This is a genomic window from Hydrogenophaga taeniospiralis CCUG 15921 (genome assembly GCF_001592305.1).
Classification (GTDB): domain Bacteria; phylum Pseudomonadota; class Gammaproteobacteria; order Burkholderiales; family Burkholderiaceae_C; genus Hydrogenophaga; species Hydrogenophaga taeniospiralis.
This window is the reverse complement of sequence record NZ_BCWR01000023.1, coordinates 1-15,594: the sequence shown is the minus strand read 5'-3', so window position 1 is coordinate 15,594 and position 15,594 is coordinate 1. Positions and strand designations below refer to the sequence as shown.

Below are 15,594 nucleotides of genomic sequence, written 5' to 3'. Positions count from 1 at the left end.
CTGCGGGCGTTGAATGGGTATCGGCCACGCCATAACCCTGCCTGGCCCAGGGATACAAAGAAGATTGAATGGACCAAAAAGATACCAATCAGTCACAATAAGACTATACAGTGCATTTTCAGACCAAACTCTCCACCATCACGCCGGACCCATCCATGTTCACGCAGTCCAGGAACTTTTTCGCACCGGCGCCGCTCCATCTCCACAAGGCGGCGCCGGAACCCGTGCCGCCCACCGTTTTTGCACTGCGAAGCCTTCCGACCCCTGGTGGTCTGGCTGAAATCCCGGGACGTCTCTCCTCCTCCTCCCTCCCTCCCTCATTCGTCTCGGGGCGCTTCGCAGTCTTTTGTCTTCCGGCCCACCGGGCCATGGGGGTCTGAACCATGCATTCAGACCCCCGCTTCCAGCCCAAGGGCACCCGCCCGCCCTGCCGTGTGGCCATCATCGGCTCGGGCATCTCGGGCCTGGCCGCCGCGCACACCCTGGCCGGTCTGGCCGACATCACCCTCTTTGAAGCCGGCGCCTACTTCGGCGGCCACACCCACACGGTGGACGTGACCCTGCCCGACGCGCAGGGCCGCCCGCTCCGTTTCGGCGTGGACACCGGTTTCCTGGTGCTCAACGAGCGCACCTACCCCAACCTGCTGGCGCTGCTGGCCGCGCTGGAGGTGCCGGTGGCGGGCTCCGACATGTCGTTTTCGGTGCAGGCCCCGGGCGCCGGGCCCGACGGCGGCGCGCTGGAGTGGAGCGGTACCAGCCTGTCCAGCGTGTTTGCCCAGCGCCGCAACCTGCTCAACCCGCGCTTCTGGCGCATGCTGGTCGACATCGTGCGCTTCAACCGCATCACCACGCGGCTGGCGCAACAGGGGCAGGACCTGGGCGAGCACAGCCCGCTGCTGCAGCCGCTGGGCGAGTTCCTGCACGCGCAGGGCTTCTCCCGCGAGTTCCGCGACTGGTATTTCCTGCCCATGATGGGCTGCATCTGGAGCTGCCCGACCGACCAGATGCTGGCCTTTCCCGTGGCCACCATGGTGCGCTTCTGCCACAACCACGGCCTGCTCCAGATCACCCACCGGCCGCGGTGGACCACGGTGGCGGGCGGCGCGCGGCGCTACGTGGAAAAGATCGTGGACGGTATCCCCGACCGGCGCCTGCGCACGCCGGTGCACCAGGTGCTGCGCGACGAACAGGGCGTGCGCGTGGTGAGCGAGGGCCGGGTCGAACGTTTCGACGCCGTCGTCATGGCCTGCCACAGCGACCAGGCGCTGTCTGTCCTGGGCGAGGCGGCCAGCCCGGCCGAGCGCGCCGTGCTCGGCGCGATCCGCTACCAGCCCAACCGCGCGGTGCTGCACACCGACGCCTCGGTATTGCCCACAACCCCCGCCGCCTGGGCGGCCTGGAACTACGAGCGCGAAGCCCCCGGCCCGCAGGCGCCGTCGGCTCAGGTCTGCCTGCACTACCTCATCAACCGGCTGCAGCCGCTGCCGGTGGCGCAGCCGGTGCTGGTGTCGCTCAACCCGCGGCGCGCGATCGACCCGGCGCGGGTGATCGGCGAATACGCCTACGAGCACCCGGTGTTCGACCTCGCCGCCCTTCGGGCCCAGGCCCGCCTGGGTGAGCTGCAGGGCCGACAGCACACCTACTACGCCGGCGCCTGGATGGGCTACGGCTTCCACGAAGACGGCCTGAAAGCCGGCCTGCACGCCGCCCGCGCGCTGATCGACGCCCACGGTCTGGTGCCCGCCACCAGCGGCGCGGCCGCGCGCCACGCCGCCCTGCCCGGGGTGTTCGGATGAGCACGCCGCCGGTGGCGCAGATCGGCTTTGGCCAGGTGCGCCACACGCGCCTGCGCCCGCGCCGCCATGCCTTCGCCTACCCCACCTACTTCCTCATGCTGCCGCTGCGCAGCCTGCGCGCCCACGGCAACGGCGAACTGGCGCGCAACCGGCGCGCGGCGCTGAGCTTTCACGACGCCGACCACGGCGACGGCGGGCCCGACTGCCTGGCCTGGATCGATGGTCTGCTGCGGCAGCACGGCATCGAGGACGCGCTGGGCGAGGTCTGGCTGCACACCATTCCGCGCGTGCTGGGCTACAGCTTCAAACCGGTGAGCCTGTGGTACTGCCACCGGCCCGACGGCCGCCTGCGCGCGGTGCTGGCCGAGGTGAACAACACCTTTGGCGAGCGCCACTGCTACCTGCTGGAGAACCCGCGCTACGGCGTGCCCTGCACGGCGGACAAGGCCTTGCACGTCTCGCCGTTCTGCCCGGTGCGGGGCCAGTACCGCTTCGTCTTCATGCGCACGCCGGGCCACCCCGGCGCCGGTCCGGCCCGCACCGTCGCGCGCATCGACTACCACGACGACGGGGCCGACGCGCCCGCGCTGATCCAGACCAGCGTGAGCGGCGCGCTGCAGGCGCTCAATGCCCGCAGCGTGCGGCGCGCGCTCTGGTCCTACCCGGCCATGACCCTGGGCGTGATCGCCCGCATCCACTGGCAGGCGCTGCGCCTGTGGCTCAAGCGCACGCCCTTCTTCCGCCAGCCGGCCGCACCGAGCGCTGCCGTCACCGTGGGCGAGCCCTCCACCCCTTCAGCGCCCTCGCGCTGAACCCCTCCGTCCCTCCCACTCCGCCCTGGCTGCCCACCATGAACAGCACCACCGCTCCCCGACACCCCGCCGGTTTCGCCCTGCCGCGCAACGCGCCCGCCACCGCCCGCAGCGCGCTGCAGTTGCTGCAACGCCTGCGCCACGGCAGCCTCACGCTGCAGCTGCCCGACGGCTCCATGCAACGTTTCGGCGACGCCCACGGCCCGCACGCCAGCCTGCGCCTGGCCAACTGGAAGGTCTGCGCGGCGGCGCTGAAATCGGGCGACATCGGCTTCGCCGAGAGCTACATCGCGGGCGACTGGCACACGCCCAACCTCACCGAGCTGCTGCGCCTGTTCATCGCCAACCGGCGCGAAATCGAGGACATGGTCTACGGCTCCTGGTTCGGTCGGCTGGCCTACTGGGTCCAGCACAAGCTCAACCGCAACTCCCGGGCCAACAGCCGCAAGAACATCCACGCCCACTACGACCTGGGCAACGGTTTCTACCAACTCTGGCTGGACCCGACCATGAACTACTCGTCGGCCCTGTTCGAAACGCCGGAGCAGTCCATGGTGGAAGCGCAGCACGCCAAGGTGCGGCGCGCGCTGCGCATGGCCGGGGTGCGCGCCGGCGACCGCGTACTGGAGATCGGCTGCGGTTGGGGCGCGCTGGCCGAGATGGCCACCACCGAATTCGGCGCATCCCTCACCGGCGTGACCTTGTCCACCGAACAGCTGGCGTTCGCGCTGCAGCGCATGGAGAAGCTGGGTGTGCCGCTGATGACCGACACGCCCGCCGCCGGGCTGCCCCAAGGCGAGGCGAGCCCCCTTGGGGAGCGTGGGGGCATCGGCCCCGCCGCCGATCTGCGCCTGCAGGACTACCGCGACATCGACGACGGACCCTACGACGCGATCTGCTCCATCGAAATGGTCGAGGCCGTGGGCCGCGAATACTGGCCGGGCTACTTCGGCGCGCTGCACCGCCTGCTCAAGCCGGGCGCACGGGCCTGCGTGCAAAGCATCGTGATCCGCGACGACCTGTTTGATCGCTACATCGCCGGCACCGACTTCATCCAGCAGTACATCTTCCCCGGTGGCTGCCTGCCCAGCCCGCGCGAATTCCGCGCCGCCGCGCAGCGCGCCGGGCTGGAGGTGGTGGACCAGTTCGACTTCGGGCAGGACTACGCGCGCACGCTGCGGCTGTGGCGCGAGCAGTTCCTGCGCGAGCACGAGCGGGTACAGCGGCTCGGCTTCGACCCGCGTTTCCTGCGCATCTGGGAGTTCTACCTGGCCTATTGCGAAGCCGCGTTCCTCGAAGGCAACACCAGCGTCGTGCAGTTCACCTTGCGCCGCCCGGACTGAACGATGCAACACCCCCACGACCTCCTGCCGCGGCACGCGCTGGCGCTGATCGCGCTGGCCGCCGCCCTGTGCGCGCCCGCGCAGGCCACCAGCCCCATCGAGCCCACGGCCAGCGCAGCACTGCAAGGCAAACAGGCGGTGGGCCAGGGCCTGCTGCGGATCTGGGGCTTCGAGGTCTACGACGCCAGCCTCTGGGCTGCGCCGGGGTTTGATGCCCCGCGTTTTGCCGCGCAGCGATTCGGGCTGGAGCTGCACTACCGGCGCGCCTTCGCGGGGCGCGACATCGCGCAGCGCTCGATCGACGAGATGCGCGGCATCGGCGCGCTCGCGCCCGAGCAGGCCGCACGCTGGCAGCAGGCCATGGGCGCGCTGTTTCCCGACGTGAAGCCGGGCGACCGCATCCTGGGTCTGCACGTGCCCGGCAGCGGCGCGCGCTTCTACCTCAATGGCCGGCTGCTCGGCGAGATCGCCGACGAAGCGTTTTCCGCCCGCTTCTTCGGCATCTGGCTCTCGCCCGCCACCTCGCAGCCGCGCCTGCGTGAAGCGCTGATCACGCAGGCGCGGCGATGAGCCCGGCCCGCCCCACCCGCATCCCCACGCCGGCCGAACACTTCGTGGGCGCCGGCGCCTGGCGCCACGGCCTGCGCTATGGCCTGCTCGGCCTGCCGCTGGCCTTCGTGGCGCTGCCGTTGTACGTGATCCTGCCCAACCACTACGCGCGCAGCTTTGGCGCGCCGCTGGCCGCGCTGGGCCTGGTGTTGCTGCTGGCGCGCTTGTTCGACGCGCTGCTCGACCCGCTGATCGGCCGCTGGTGCGACCGCCTGTTCGCGCGCTCGTCCCGCGCCGTGCTGGCCGCGGGTGCCGGCGCGGCCGTGGCACTGGCCCTGGGCCTGTGGGCGCTGCTGTTCCCACCCGAGGCGGTGCGCGCCGACCTGGGCGCGCTGCTGGCCTGGGCCGGCGGCCTGATGGCCCTCACCTACACCGCCTACAGCGTGGCCAGCGTGGCGCACCAGACCTGGGGCGCGCGCCTGGCCGGCAACGAGGCCCAGCGCAGCCGCATCACCGCCTGGCGCGAAGGCCTGGCGCTGCTGGGGGTGTTGCTCGCGGCGGTGCTGCCCGGCACGCTGGGGCTGGGTGCCACGGTCACGGCCTTTGCCGTGCTGCTGGCGCTGGGCTGGTGGGCCTGGAGCGCGGCGGTGGTGCCGCTGCCCGGCAGCCCGGCCACGCCCGCGCAGGCGGGTATGCCGGCGCGGCGCTCGCCGCTGCGCCAGCCGCGCTTTCTGAAACTGCTGGTGGTGTTCGTGCTCAACGGCACGGCCAGCGCCGTGCCCGCCACCCTGGTGCTGTTCTTCGTGCAGGACCGGCTGCAGGCGCCCACCGCCATCGAGCCCGCCTTCCTCGCCACCTACTTCCTGTTCGCCGCGCTGTCGCTGCCGCTGTGGGTGCGACTGGTGGGGCGCCTGGGCCTGGCGCGCACCTGGCTGGCCGGCATGGCGCTGGCCGTGGGGGTCTTCGTCTGGGCGGCCACCTTGGGCGAGGGCGACGTCTGGCCGTTCCTGGTGGTGTGCGCCCTCTCGGGGCTGGCCCTGGGCACCGACCTGGCCCTGCCCGGCGCCCTGCTCACGGGCCTGATGGACGAGTTGGGCGAACGCGGCCGACGCGAAGGCGCCTACCTCGGCTGGTGGAACTTCGCGGCCAAGCTCAACCTGGCGCTGGCCGCCGGTCTGAGCCTGCCGCTGCTCGCCCTGTTCGGCTACAGCCCCGGCGCGCGCGACCCCGCCGCGCTGCAGGTGCTCACGCTCGCCTACTGCCTGCTGCCCTGCGTGCTCAAGCTGCTCGCGGGCGCCGCGCTGCACACCCTGGTGATCCGGCCCGGACACCGGACCGAGGCCCCGACACACACCCCATTGAAAGCCCACCCATGAAACGACGCCTCGTACTCACCACCGGCATCGCCGCCACGCTCGGCCTGGCGGGCTGCGCCGGACCGCAGCTCAGCGACCACGCGAACGAGAAACCCGCGCTGGACCTGCGCGACTACTTCAACGGCACGCTCGATGCCTACGGCGTCTTCACCGACCGCGCCGGCAAGGTGATCAAACGCTTCACCGTGCTGATGCGCTGCCACTGGACGGGCGAGGACGGCGTGCTCGACGAGCACTTCGTGTACTCGGACGGCAGCACGCAACAACGCATCTGGCGCCTCAAGCACCTGGGCGAGGGCCGCTACAGCGGCACCGCCGACGACGTGGTGGGCGTCGCCCTGGGCCAGACGCGCGGCAACGCGTTCCGCTGGGGCTACACGCTGGCCCTGCCGGTGGATGGACAGATCTGGCACGTCGACTTCGACGACTGGATGTACCTGATGGACCCGCGCGTGATGCTCAACAAGGCGGTCATGCGCAAGTTCGGCGTTCGCCTGGGCGAGGTCACGCTGTCCTTCGTCAAACGCTGAGATGAAGCACCCCCCGCGCCGCTTCGCGTCTCCCCCCTCCAAGGGGGGCGGCACTGGCCGTCTGGCAAAGCCAGCCCGGCGGTGCCTCTGGACGGCACCGGTTCGTGCGGTGCGGATCGCGCTCCGGCGCCATGAACAACTGACATGTACTTTCCTGACCCACTGGCCACGCCCATGACGCCCCAACGCAGCTTCGTCAAACCCAGCCCCCTGGCACGCATCAGCTCCGTGCAGCGGCGCGGCTGGCACCTGCTGCGCCCGTTCAACCCGCCCATCACCGACTGGCGCGGCCTGCGGGTCTGGGTGATCGGCGCCTCCAGCGGCATCGGCTTGGCCACCGCCGAGGCGCTGGTGGCGCGCGGTGCGCGGGTGCAGGTGTCGGCGCGCAACGCGGCCGCGCTGGAGCGGCTGGTGGCCCGGCATCCGGCACGGCCCGGCGCGGTACCGGTGCAGGCCTGGCCGCTGGACGTGACCGACGCCACGGCGGTGGCTCAGACCGCGCGCGCCATCCTGGCCCAGGGTCCGCTCGATCTGGTGCTGTACTGCGCCGGCCACTACCGCGAGATGCGCGCCACAGCGATCGATCTGGCCGAGCTGCGGCGGCACTTGGCCATCAACTACGTCGGCGCGCTCAACGTGCTCGATGCCGTGCTGCCCGCGCTGATCGCGCGCGGCACGGGCCACCTCAGCCTCATCAGCAGCGTGGCCGGGTTTCGCGGCCTGCCCAAAAGCCTGGCCTACGGCCCGACCAAGGCCGCGCTCACCCACCTGGCCGAAACCCTGTACCTCGATCTGGAGCCGCAGGGGCTGGGCGTGAGCGTGGTCCACCCCGGTTTCGTGCAGACGCCGCTGACCGAGCAGAACGACTTCAGCATGCCCGCCCTGATCACGCCCGAGCGCGCTGCGCTCGCCATGCTCGACGGCTGGGCGCGCGGCGCCTTCGACATCCACTACCCCAAGCGTTTCACGCGCTGGATGAAGCTGCTGCGCCTGTTGCCCTACCGCGCCTACTTCCCGGCCGTGCGGCGCTTCACCGGGCTATAAACCTCCCATGACACCGCCCACCGACTCCCGCGCCGCGGTCGCCCGCCTCACCGTGTATTTCGAAAGTCTCACGCCGCAGAGCGTGGCGCAGATCGGCCACTTCTACACGCCGCAGGCGCGCTTCAAGGACCCGTTCAACGAGGTGCAGGGCATCCCCGCGATCACCCGCCTTTTCGAACACATGTTCACGGCCCTGCACGAACCGCGCTTCACCGTGACGCAACAGATCGTGGACGGCCCGCAGGCGTTTCTGGTCTGGGAATTCCGCTTCCGTTTCCAGCGCTTCGACACCACCACCGTGCAACTGATCCGCGGCGGCTCCCACCTGACGCTGGACAGCGACGGCCGCATCAGCGAACACCGCGACTACTGGGACGCGGCCGAAGAGCTGTACGAAAAACTGCCGGGGCTGGGCACGCTCATGCGCTGGCTCAAGCGCAGGGCAACCCAGTAAATCAGTCGGCGAAGGGGCTTGATTGAGGGATGCCGCGGAACTGGCTTTGCCAGGCCGCAGGCATCGCCCCCTGGGGGGGTGACGCGCCCTTAGGCGCGGCGCGGGGGGGACCTATCAATCAGGCTTTGTATCCACAAAGCTCTGCCGCAAAAAGAGCTTCTCGGCGAGCCGGGCCAGATTCGGATAGGACGTGCGCCAGTCGATGTCGGGGAAGCGGAAGTCCAGGTAGCCCAGCGCGCAACCCACCGCCAGATCGGACAGGCTCAGGTGGATGCCCGAGCAGAACGGCTTGTCGCCCAGGCCCTGGCTCATGGATTTGAGCGCCGCGTGCACCTTGCCCATCTGGCGTTCGATCCAGGCGTCGCTGCGCTGCTCGTCGGTGCGGCCGGCCCAGGTGGCTTCCAGTCGGGCCAGGATGGCCGCGTCCAGCAGGCCGTCGGCCAGCGCTTCCCAGGTTTTGACTTCGGCGCGTTCGCGGCCCTGGGCCGGGATCAGCTTGCCCACAGGCGAGAGGGTGTCGAGGTACTCCACGATCACCCGCGAATCGAACACCGCTTCGCCGCCCTCCATCACCAGGCACGGCACCTTGCCCAGCGGGTTGGAGGTGCCGATCTGGGTGCTGGCCGACCACACGTCCTCTGGCAGGAACTGGTAGTCGAGCTTTTTCTCGGCCATGACGACACGCACTTTGCGCACGTAGGGGCTGGTGATGGCGCCAATGAGTTTCATGGACGGTGCTTCGTGAGACAGGTTTCCCTAGGGTCGGCCATTTTAGCCAGCCATCGGCTTCTCAGGGCTGACAGTGGCATGGCGCAACAGCCGACCACCGGCACCGGCCAGCGCGCGGCGCCGGACGGCACCGGGCTGCCGGGGCCGCGCCTCCTACAATTGGGGGATGCGCCCGACCACCCCCGCCCCCACCGTTCACTCCCCCGCGGCTTCCCAGGCCCTGACCCCTGTTTCCGCCCTGTCCCCGCTGGACGGCCGCTACGCCGGCCGGCTGGCCAGCCTGCGGCCCTTCATGAGCGAACAGGGCTACATGCACCGCCGCGTGCAGGTCGAGATCGCCTGGTTCATTGCGCTGTCCGACGCCGGTTTCGATGAATTCAAGCCACTCTCGCCCGGCGCCCGCACCTACCTGCTGGGCCTGGTGAAGAATTTCAGCGAAGCCGATGCGGTGGCCATCAAGGACATCGAGAAAACCACCAACCACGACGTGAAGGCGGTGGAGTACTGGATCAAGTCGAAATTCGACGCCCGCCCCGAGCTGGAAAAGGCCGCCGAGTTCGTGCACTTCGCCTGCACCAGCGAAGACATCAACAACACCAGCCACGCCCTGCAGCTCAAGGGCGGACGCGACACCGTGCTGCTGCCCGCGCTCGACGGCGTGATCGCCCGGCTGCGCGAGATGGCGCACGCCTTCGCCGCCGTGCCCATGCTCAGCCGCACCCATGGCCAGACCGCCAGCCCCACCACGGTAGGCAAGGAACTGGCCAACGTGGTGGTGCGCCTGGCCGCCGCGCGCGAAAAGATCGCCAGCGTCAAGCTCATGGGCAAGATGAACGGCGCCGTGGGCAACTACAACGCCCACCTGTCGGCCTGGCCCGATTTCGACTGGGAGGCCTTCAGCCGCAACGTGATCGAGCAGCCCGAGCCGCTCGGCCTGGGCCTGAGCTTCCAGCCCTACAGCATCCAGATCGAGCCGCACGACTACATGGCCGAGCTGTTCGACGCCATCGCCCGCACCAACACCATCCTGATCGACCTGGCGCGCGACATCTGGGGCTACGTCAGCGTGGGCTATTTCAAGCAGCGCCTCAAGGCCGGTGAGATCGGCTCCAGCACCATGCCGCACAAGGTCAACCCGATCGACTTTGAAAACGCCGAGGGCAACCTGGGCCTGGCCAACGCCCTGCTCAAACACCTGTCCGAAAAGCTGCCGATTTCCCGCTGGCAGCGCGACCTGACCGACTCCACCGTGCTGCGCAACATGGGCGTGGCGCTGGGCTACGCGGTGCTGGCCTACCACTCGCTGGGCGTGGGCCTGGGCAAGCTCGAACTCAACGAAGAAGCGCTGGCCGCCGACCTGGACGCGTCGTGGGAAGTGCTGGCCGAGCCGATCCAGACCGTGATGCGCCGTTTCGGCGTGCAAGGCGCCTACGAAAAGCTCAAGGAAGTCACGCGCGGCAAGACCGTGACGGCCGAGGCCCTGCACGCACTGATCCGCAGCCTGGAGATCCCCCAGCCGGAAAAAGACCGCCTGTTGGCCATGACACCCGGCAGCTACATCGGCAAGGCCGAGGAACTGGCGCGCCGGGCCTGATCAGGCGTCTCATCCGCTCCGGGTGTGACCTATGTCCCGCCCGACCGGGAAATGTGGGCGGCCCCTCCGTGCAAAGTGCGGTATTTCCGACATAGTGCGCCGGACAAACGACAGCGCCCACCATGTGCCCGGCGCGAATACCTAGAATCCGTTGCCCGCCCCCTCGTCCGACCACTGAAAGACCGCCCATGGCCATCGAACTCTTCAACAAAAACGGCCATGTCTGCCTGATGTTCGCCCACCTGAGCGACGAGGACGGCGAGCCTGGTCAGGCCGTGCAGGCCAACCAGTTCCTGGTCATCCATGGCGACACCGGCGCCATCATCGACCCGGGTGGCAACATGGCCTACAACGAGCTGCTGCTCACCATCGGCCGCTTTTTCCCGCCGAGCAAGCTGTCCAAGATCCTGGCCTCACACGCCGACCCGGACATCATCGCCTCGCTGGACCGCTGGATGACCAGCACCCAGGCCACGCTGTACATCTCGCGCCTGTGGGAGCGTTTCGCGCCCCACTTCTGCAAGCCCGGCAAGACGGCCGGCCGCATCATCGGCATTCCCGACCCGGGCGTGCGCATTCCCCTGGGCAGCTCCGAGCTGGTGGCGCTGCCCGCGCACTTCATGCACTCCGAGGGCAATTTCCAATTCTGGGACCCGGTGAGCCGCATCCTCTTCTCGGGCGATCTGGGGGTCTCCATCGGGACCTCGGCCGACGCGGCCACACCCATCACCTCGCTGGCGCCCCACATCCCGAAGATGGAAGCGTTCCACCGGCGTTACATGGTCTCGTCCAAGGTGCTGCGGCTGTGGGCCAACATGGCCCGCACCCTGCCCATCGACATGATCGTGCCGCAGCACGGCGCCCCCCTGGCGGGTGCGGCGGTGGGTGAGTTCATCAACTGGATCAGCGACCTGAGCTGCGGCATCGACTACGTCACCCAGGCCAACTACACGGTTCCGGCCTGAGCCTCTTCCAGCGCCCGCTCGGCGTAGCGGTTGAAGCGCCAGGCGCTGCCTTCGAGCGTGATGCGCCGCCAGCTGGCGCGCTTCTCGCCCGGAGTCATTTCGGTCCAGAGCTGCACTTCGTCGAAGGTGCGCCCGCAGCCTTTGCACACCTCGTCGCCCTGGCTGGTCGAACAGATGGCGATGCAGGGGGTATCGGGCATGCTGCCGAACCAGGCGAGCCAGGCCTCGTGCGCCTGGGTGGGCAGGGTGGTTTCGTCGGCCTCAGTCTCGCGAAAGTACACCATGAGCGCGTACACCTCGGCCAGCGCGCGCGTCTGAGGCGCCAGCGACAAGCCATCGGGTGAGGGTGAGCGCTCACGCCAGTGGTTGATCGCGGCCTCGATGTCGGTGATGTGTATGCCAGCCATGGGGGATGGATCATAGCCAGCGCGCCCGTTTCCTGGCCAGTGCAGGCGCTGGAACACCGCCTCGCTCTGTGGGAACTGCGTATCCGCAACGGCGGTCACGGGGTGTGCCGGGTCGGTACAATCGCGGGTTTTGAAGGGGAGTAGCTCTCCGCTCCGCCGCCACAAAGCGCCTTGCGCCCCCAGCGGCCGGACATTCGGACTGTCGTCAATACGAAGCGGTGCCACCCGCTTCCGGCAGTCCGGGCCCGGCGATCCATCGCCAGGCTGAGCAAGACCTTTGATGGGCTCCCCTCGGGCCGATCAAGGCATGTCCGATCCCCTTCGCCTGCGCTGCCGCGCCGTCGCAGGCCGGTGAGACAGCGCCTTCCGATCTCCCTGGGTGGCCGAACATGAGAAGGTCGGGCGGACGACGGGTACGCCTCGCGTCCGGCCCTTTTGAACACATCACCACGAGGCATTTATGGATTTCCTGACTTCACCTGCGTTCTGGGTCGCGCTGGGCCAGATCATCATCATCGACATCCTGCTCGGCGGCGACAACGCGGTCGTGATCGCGCTGGCCTGCCGCAAGCTGCCGCCCGCGCAACGCACCAAGGGGATCATCTGGGGCACCGCCGGCGCCATCATCCTGCGCGTGATCCTGATCGCGTTCGCGATGACCCTGCTCAACGTGCCGTTCCTCAAGCTCGCGGGCGCGGTGCTGCTGGTGTGGATCGGCGTCAAGCTGCTGGCGCCGGACGACGACGGTCACGGCGACATCGCCGGCAGCGACAAGCTGTTCGCGGCCATCAAGACCATCATCGTGGCCGACCTGGTCATGAGCGTGGACAACGTCATCGCCATCGCTGGCGCGGCGCAACACGCGGGTGAACACTCGCTGCTGCTGGTGATCCTGGGCCTGCTGATCTCCATCCCGATCATCGTCTCGGGCAGTCAGTTGGTGATCAAGCTGATGGCGCGCTTCCCCATCATCATCACCGGCGGCGGCATGCTGCTGGGCTGGATCGCCGGTGGCATGCTGGTCACCGACCCGGCGCTCGCGGATCCGGACAACATGGCATGGATGCTCAAGCTGCCGCAAACCCCGGTGGTGAAGTACGCAGCCGCCGTGGTGGGCGCGCTGCTGGTGCTCGTGATCGGCAAGGTGATGGCGGCCCGCCACCCGGTGCCGGAAGAAGCGTAAACCGCACGGCGTTCGCCATGGGGCGGCCTCCGCGAGGATGCCGCCTTTTTCACGTCCGGTGCTATGCTGCCCCGCATGAAACTCATCCTGAAATGGCTGCTTGCAGCCTGCGCCTTGTTGCTCGTGGGCTACCTCTACCCCGGCGTGCAGATCCCCAACTTCAGCTCGGCCCTGATCGCCGCGGCGGTGATCGGCCTGCTCAACACATTGGTGCGCCCGGTGCTGGTCGTGCTGACGCTGCCGGTGACGGTGGTCACGCTGGGCCTGTTCCTGTTCGTCATCAACGCGCTGATGTTCTGGGCCGCCGCCAGCCTGCTCGACGGCTTTGGCGTCAACGGTTTCGGCGCCGCCCTGCTGGGCTCGCTGATCTACTCGGCGCTGATGCTGGTGGTGGACATGGCGCTGAAATCAGTCCTCTCGGACTGATTCACGCAGCAGCGCCTCGACCTCGCGGCGGCGCACGTCCACGATCGCCAGTTCCATGCCGTCGCTGGCGCGCTCGGCAGCGGGCAGCGACTGTGCGGCCCTGAAGCGCTCGACCGCCCCCGCGTAGTCCAGCTGCGCCGCACGGGCTTCCGCCTCGGCGCGGATGGCGCGCAGGCGCTGGCCCAGCGCCAGTTGCGCCCGCGCCAGCGTCTGCCAGGCCTGCGCATCGCGCGGATGCGCCGCCACCCAGTCCTGCAGCCGAGCCGCAGCCTGTCGGGCAGCACCGGTGGCCAGCGCCGCCTGGGCACCGAGCAGCACCGCCGCGCGCTGGTGGCTGGCGAGCGCCGCGTCGCGCAGAGCCCCCAGCGGAGCCTGCATCGCCGCCCCGGCCGCACCACCTGAGGTCGCGGTCGGCAGCATCAGTTCCATCAACAGCGCATCCACCGCCCAGCGCGTCTCGGGTGCCGCCGGCACCGCTTCCGCGCGCAGGCGCTGCGCCAGGCTCAAGGCCAGATCGCGCTGCCCGAGGCGGTGCGCGGACAGCGCCGCGGCATAGCGGTCACCGGGCTTGGCATCGGCCGACTGCCCGGTGCGCAGCCAGGCGCGCCAGCGATCCGGCCCGTTTTCGGCCAGCACCCGGGCCCGCGCCGACATCAGCGCGTGCAAGGCCGGCGTGGCCGACGCCGGGGCGCCGGGCAGGCGCGGCATCGCACCCTCGCGGCCCGGCGCGGACGGCGGCAGCGTCAAGGTCAAGCCTGATGGTGCGGCGCCGGGCACCGGCGCGGCCGCTGCGGGAGCGCCAACGCGAGGCCCCACCACCGTGCTGGTGGCCAGCGGCAGCCGCGCGCGCATGTCAGCGATGCGCTCGCTGGTCAGCGGGTGGCTACGCAAGTAGGGGAAGGAACCGTCGTCGTTGAGTCGCCCGGCCTGTTGCAGCTTGTCGAACATGCTCACAAAACCCCGGCCATCGAAGCCCGCGCCCGTGAGCACGCCAAAGCCCACGCGGTCGGCCTCGCGCTCCATGTCGCGCGAGAAGTTGAGCTGGGTCTGCACCGCGACCGCCTGGCTCCCGACGATGGCCGCGTTGGCCACGTCGGCGTTGGCCCGCGCCGCCAGCACCCCCAGCACCATGGCGCCCAGCAGCCAGGGCGCCTGCTTGTCCTGGCGCGAGAGCATGCGCGCGATGTGGCGCTGCGACACATGACTCAACTCGTGCGCCAGCACGCTGGCCACCTCCTGCGGCGTCTCGGTCACCGCCAGCAGCCCCAGGTGCACCCCCAAGTAACCGCCGGGCAGGGCAAAGGCGTTGACGCGCTTGTCGCGCGAGATCATCAGTTCCCAGGCCAGCCGCTCGGACAACTCGGCGGGCACATCCCCGCGCGTGCGCGCCGCGCCCAGCAGTGGCACCCAGAGCGACTGCAGGTAGTCCACCAGCACCGGGTCGTCCAGGTAGTCGGGGTCGCGGTAGAGTTGTTGCGCGATGCTGTCGCCCAGCCGCCGCTCGGCCGCGATGGACATGTCGGAACCATCGCCCAGTGTGGGCAGACCCGAAGTGACCGGCGCATCGACACCGGCCGTCTGCGCATTAGACAGCGCCGCCGGCAGAGCGGCCAGCGCCGCGAGCAGCAGCGTCGTGGAAACCGGTCGCGCCGGGGGTGAAAAGAGGGGCCTGAAGGAGAAACGCATCCTCGTATGATGCCGCCAAGTCCCCCAGGTTTCTGTAAAGACCGCGCAAAGCACCCCCATGAACACCCCCAAGCCCACTGCCCCCTCCGACAGCAGCCCGCTGACCCATTTCGACGCCCAGGGCCAGGCCCACATGGTGGACGTAGCCGCCAAGGCCCATACCCACCGAGTGGCCGTGGCCGAAGGCCGCATCACCATGGAGCCCGCCACCCTGGCGCTGATCCAGAGCGGCAGTGCGAAAAAGGGCGACGTGCTGGGCATCGCACGCATCGCGGGCATCCAGGGCGCCAAAAAGACCAGCGAACTGATCCCCCTGTGCCACCCGATCGCACTCACGCGAGTGGCGGTGGAGTTCGAGGTGGAGGCGTCATCCAATAGCGTGCTGTGCCGCGCGACGGCCGAATGCACCGGCCAGACCGGCGTGGAAATGGAAGCCCTCACCGCCACCAGCGTGGCCCTGCTCACGATCTACGACATGTGCAAGGCGGTGGACCGCGGAATGACAGTTGGCGGGGTGCGGCTGGTGGAGAAGCGGGGGGGAAAGAGTGGGCATTTTGTGGCCACATAGCAATTCTCGCATCCAAATACGTCGCATACCGCCCTCAGGGGCTACCATAATTCAGCCTTACTAAACGCTCCCTTTTTACTGGATCAGATCACCCGCGGTCTTAACTGACTGGCATTAACCCCACGGGGGGGG

The 15,594-nt window shown here is 69.2% G+C and carries 16 protein-coding genes; 13 read left to right on the top strand and 3 right to left on the bottom strand.

The window, feature by feature from the left end; all coding sequences use genetic code 11:
• The first annotated feature begins 383 nt into the window (after positions 1-383).
• From HTA01S_RS23000 to HTA01S_RS22965, 8 genes are all read left to right on the top strand, one after another.
• The gene (locus tag HTA01S_RS23000) at positions 384-1,796 is read left to right on the top strand and encodes an NAD(P)/FAD-dependent oxidoreductase (RefSeq protein WP_068175790.1); all 1,413 of its coding nucleotides are present in this window, start codon (positions 384-386) and stop codon (positions 1,794-1,796) included.
• Positions 1,793-2,608: a DUF1365 domain-containing protein gene (locus tag HTA01S_RS22995; RefSeq protein ID WP_068175786.1), complete on the top strand. Its 816-nt coding sequence runs from the start codon at positions 1,793-1,795 to the stop codon at positions 2,606-2,608. The genes HTA01S_RS23000 and HTA01S_RS22995 overlap by 4 nt, the downstream gene beginning before the upstream one ends.
• Before the next feature lie 38 nt (positions 2,609-2,646).
• Complete coding sequence (locus HTA01S_RS22990) at positions 2,647-3,951, top strand: SAM-dependent methyltransferase (protein ID WP_068175784.1); 1,305 nt, start codon at positions 2,647-2,649, stop codon at positions 3,949-3,951.
• Between the two features lie 3 nt (positions 3,952-3,954).
• A complete protein-coding gene (locus tag HTA01S_RS22985) occupies positions 3,955-4,521 on the top strand; it encodes a chalcone isomerase family protein (protein WP_084236512.1) in 567 nt (188 codons plus the stop codon).
• Complete coding sequence (locus tag HTA01S_RS22980; protein ID WP_084236510.1) at positions 4,518-5,876, top strand: MFS transporter; 1,359 nt, start codon at positions 4,518-4,520, stop codon at positions 5,874-5,876. Before HTA01S_RS22985 ends, HTA01S_RS22980 begins: the two co-directional genes overlap by 4 nt.
• Positions 5,873-6,406, top strand: coding sequence for a DUF3833 domain-containing protein (locus HTA01S_RS22975; RefSeq protein WP_068175781.1), 534 nt, complete (start codon positions 5,873-5,875; stop codon positions 6,404-6,406). The genes HTA01S_RS22980 and HTA01S_RS22975 overlap by 4 nt, the downstream gene beginning before the upstream one ends.
• A gap of 144 nt (positions 6,407-6,550) precedes the next feature.
• Positions 6,551-7,450 carry an SDR family NAD(P)-dependent oxidoreductase gene (locus HTA01S_RS22970; RefSeq protein ID WP_245638183.1) on the top strand — a complete coding sequence of 300 codons (900 nt, stop codon included), beginning with the start codon at positions 6,551-6,553 and terminating at the stop codon, positions 7,448-7,450.
• A gap of 7 nt (positions 7,451-7,457) precedes the next feature.
• Positions 7,458-7,904, top strand: a complete 447-nt coding sequence (locus HTA01S_RS22965) for a nuclear transport factor 2 family protein (protein ID WP_068175779.1) — start codon at positions 7,458-7,460, stop codon at positions 7,902-7,904.
• A gap of 114 nt (positions 7,905-8,018) precedes the next feature.
• Here the strand turns inward: HTA01S_RS22965 and HTA01S_RS22960 are convergent, their stop codons facing one another.
• Positions 8,019-8,633, bottom strand: a complete 615-nt coding sequence (locus tag HTA01S_RS22960; protein ID WP_068175776.1) for a glutathione S-transferase C-terminal domain-containing protein — start codon at positions 8,631-8,633, stop codon at positions 8,019-8,021.
• 166 nt (positions 8,634-8,799) lie between these two features.
• On the opposite strand from HTA01S_RS22960, the gene purB reads away from it, so the two are divergent.
• Both purB and HTA01S_RS22950 read left to right on the top strand, forming a co-directional pair.
• Positions 8,800-10,227: an adenylosuccinate lyase gene (gene purB, locus HTA01S_RS22955; protein ID WP_068175773.1), complete on the top strand. Its 1,428-nt coding sequence runs from the start codon at positions 8,800-8,802 to the stop codon at positions 10,225-10,227.
• Between the two features lie 188 nt (positions 10,228-10,415).
• Positions 10,416-11,192: an oxygen-binding di-iron domain-containing protein gene (locus tag HTA01S_RS22950; RefSeq protein ID WP_068175770.1), complete on the top strand. Its 777-nt coding sequence runs from the start codon at positions 10,416-10,418 to the stop codon at positions 11,190-11,192.
• Here the strand turns inward: HTA01S_RS22950 and HTA01S_RS22945 are convergent.
• Complete coding sequence (locus HTA01S_RS22945) at positions 11,174-11,599, bottom strand: DUF3717 domain-containing protein (RefSeq protein WP_068175762.1); 426 nt, start codon at positions 11,597-11,599, stop codon at positions 11,174-11,176. The genes HTA01S_RS22950 and HTA01S_RS22945 overlap by 19 nt on opposite strands.
• Positions 11,600-12,059: 460 nt before the next feature.
• On the opposite strand from HTA01S_RS22945, the gene HTA01S_RS22940 reads away from it, so the two are divergent.
• Together HTA01S_RS22940 and HTA01S_RS22935 are read left to right on the top strand one after the other, a co-directional pair.
• On the top strand, positions 12,060-12,782 hold the full coding sequence (locus HTA01S_RS22940) for a TerC family protein (RefSeq protein WP_068175760.1): 723 nt from the start codon (positions 12,060-12,062) through the stop codon (positions 12,780-12,782).
• Positions 12,783-12,857: 75 nt separating this feature from the next.
• Positions 12,858-13,208 carry a phage holin family protein gene (locus HTA01S_RS22935; RefSeq protein ID WP_068175977.1) on the top strand — a complete coding sequence of 117 codons (351 nt, stop codon included), beginning with the start codon at positions 12,858-12,860 and terminating at the stop codon, positions 13,206-13,208.
• On the opposite strand, the gene HTA01S_RS22930 is transcribed toward HTA01S_RS22935, so the two are convergent.
• The gene (locus HTA01S_RS22930) at positions 13,191-14,894 is read right to left on the bottom strand and encodes a M48 family metalloprotease (RefSeq protein ID WP_068175759.1); all 1,704 of its coding nucleotides are present in this window, start codon (positions 14,892-14,894) and stop codon (positions 13,191-13,193) included. The genes HTA01S_RS22935 and HTA01S_RS22930 overlap by 18 nt on opposite strands.
• Before the next feature lie 58 nt (positions 14,895-14,952).
• Between HTA01S_RS22930 and moaC the strand changes: the two genes are divergently transcribed.
• Complete coding sequence (gene moaC / locus HTA01S_RS22925) at positions 14,953-15,462, top strand: cyclic pyranopterin monophosphate synthase MoaC (RefSeq protein WP_068175757.1); 510 nt, start codon at positions 14,953-14,955, stop codon at positions 15,460-15,462.
• Positions 15,463-15,594: the final 132 nt, after the last annotated feature.

What these genes read in the sequence shown, in the direction of transcription:
- HTA01S_RS22945 (WP_068175762.1), bottom strand. Translation starts at nt 11,599, where the DNA reads ATGGCTGGCATACACATCACCGACATCGAGGCCGCGATCAACCACTGG.
- HTA01S_RS22935 (WP_068175977.1), top strand. Translation starts at nt 12,858, where the DNA reads ATGAAACTCATCCTGAAATGGCTGCTTGCAGCCTGCGCCTTGTTGCTC.
- HTA01S_RS22950 (WP_068175770.1), top strand. Translation starts at nt 10,416, where the DNA reads ATGGCCATCGAACTCTTCAACAAAAACGGCCATGTCTGCCTGATGTTC.
- HTA01S_RS22980 (WP_084236510.1), top strand. Translation starts at nt 4,518, where the DNA reads ATGAGCCCGGCCCGCCCCACCCGCATCCCCACGCCGGCCGAACACTTC.
- HTA01S_RS23000 (WP_068175790.1), top strand. Translation starts at nt 384, where the DNA reads ATGCATTCAGACCCCCGCTTCCAGCCCAAGGGCACCCGCCCGCCCTGC.
- HTA01S_RS22940 (WP_068175760.1), top strand. Translation starts at nt 12,060, where the DNA reads ATGGATTTCCTGACTTCACCTGCGTTCTGGGTCGCGCTGGGCCAGATC.
- HTA01S_RS22930 (WP_068175759.1), bottom strand. Translation starts at nt 14,894, where the DNA reads ATGCGTTTCTCCTTCAGGCCCCTCTTTTCACCCCCGGCGCGACCGGTT.
- HTA01S_RS22975 (WP_068175781.1), top strand. Translation starts at nt 5,873, where the DNA reads ATGAAACGACGCCTCGTACTCACCACCGGCATCGCCGCCACGCTCGGC.
- HTA01S_RS22985 (WP_084236512.1), top strand. Translation starts at nt 3,955, where the DNA reads ATGCAACACCCCCACGACCTCCTGCCGCGGCACGCGCTGGCGCTGATC.
- HTA01S_RS22965 (WP_068175779.1), top strand. Translation starts at nt 7,458, where the DNA reads ATGACACCGCCCACCGACTCCCGCGCCGCGGTCGCCCGCCTCACCGTG.
- HTA01S_RS22995 (WP_068175786.1), top strand. Translation starts at nt 1,793, where the DNA reads ATGAGCACGCCGCCGGTGGCGCAGATCGGCTTTGGCCAGGTGCGCCAC.
- HTA01S_RS22990 (WP_068175784.1), top strand. Translation starts at nt 2,647, where the DNA reads ATGAACAGCACCACCGCTCCCCGACACCCCGCCGGTTTCGCCCTGCCG.
- HTA01S_RS22960 (WP_068175776.1), bottom strand. Translation starts at nt 8,633, where the DNA reads ATGAAACTCATTGGCGCCATCACCAGCCCCTACGTGCGCAAAGTGCGT.
- moaC (WP_068175757.1), top strand. Translation starts at nt 14,953, where the DNA reads ATGAACACCCCCAAGCCCACTGCCCCCTCCGACAGCAGCCCGCTGACC.
- HTA01S_RS22970 (WP_245638183.1), top strand. Translation starts at nt 6,551, where the DNA reads ATGTACTTTCCTGACCCACTGGCCACGCCCATGACGCCCCAACGCAGC.
- purB (WP_068175773.1), top strand. Translation starts at nt 8,800, where the DNA reads ATGCGCCCGACCACCCCCGCCCCCACCGTTCACTCCCCCGCGGCTTCC.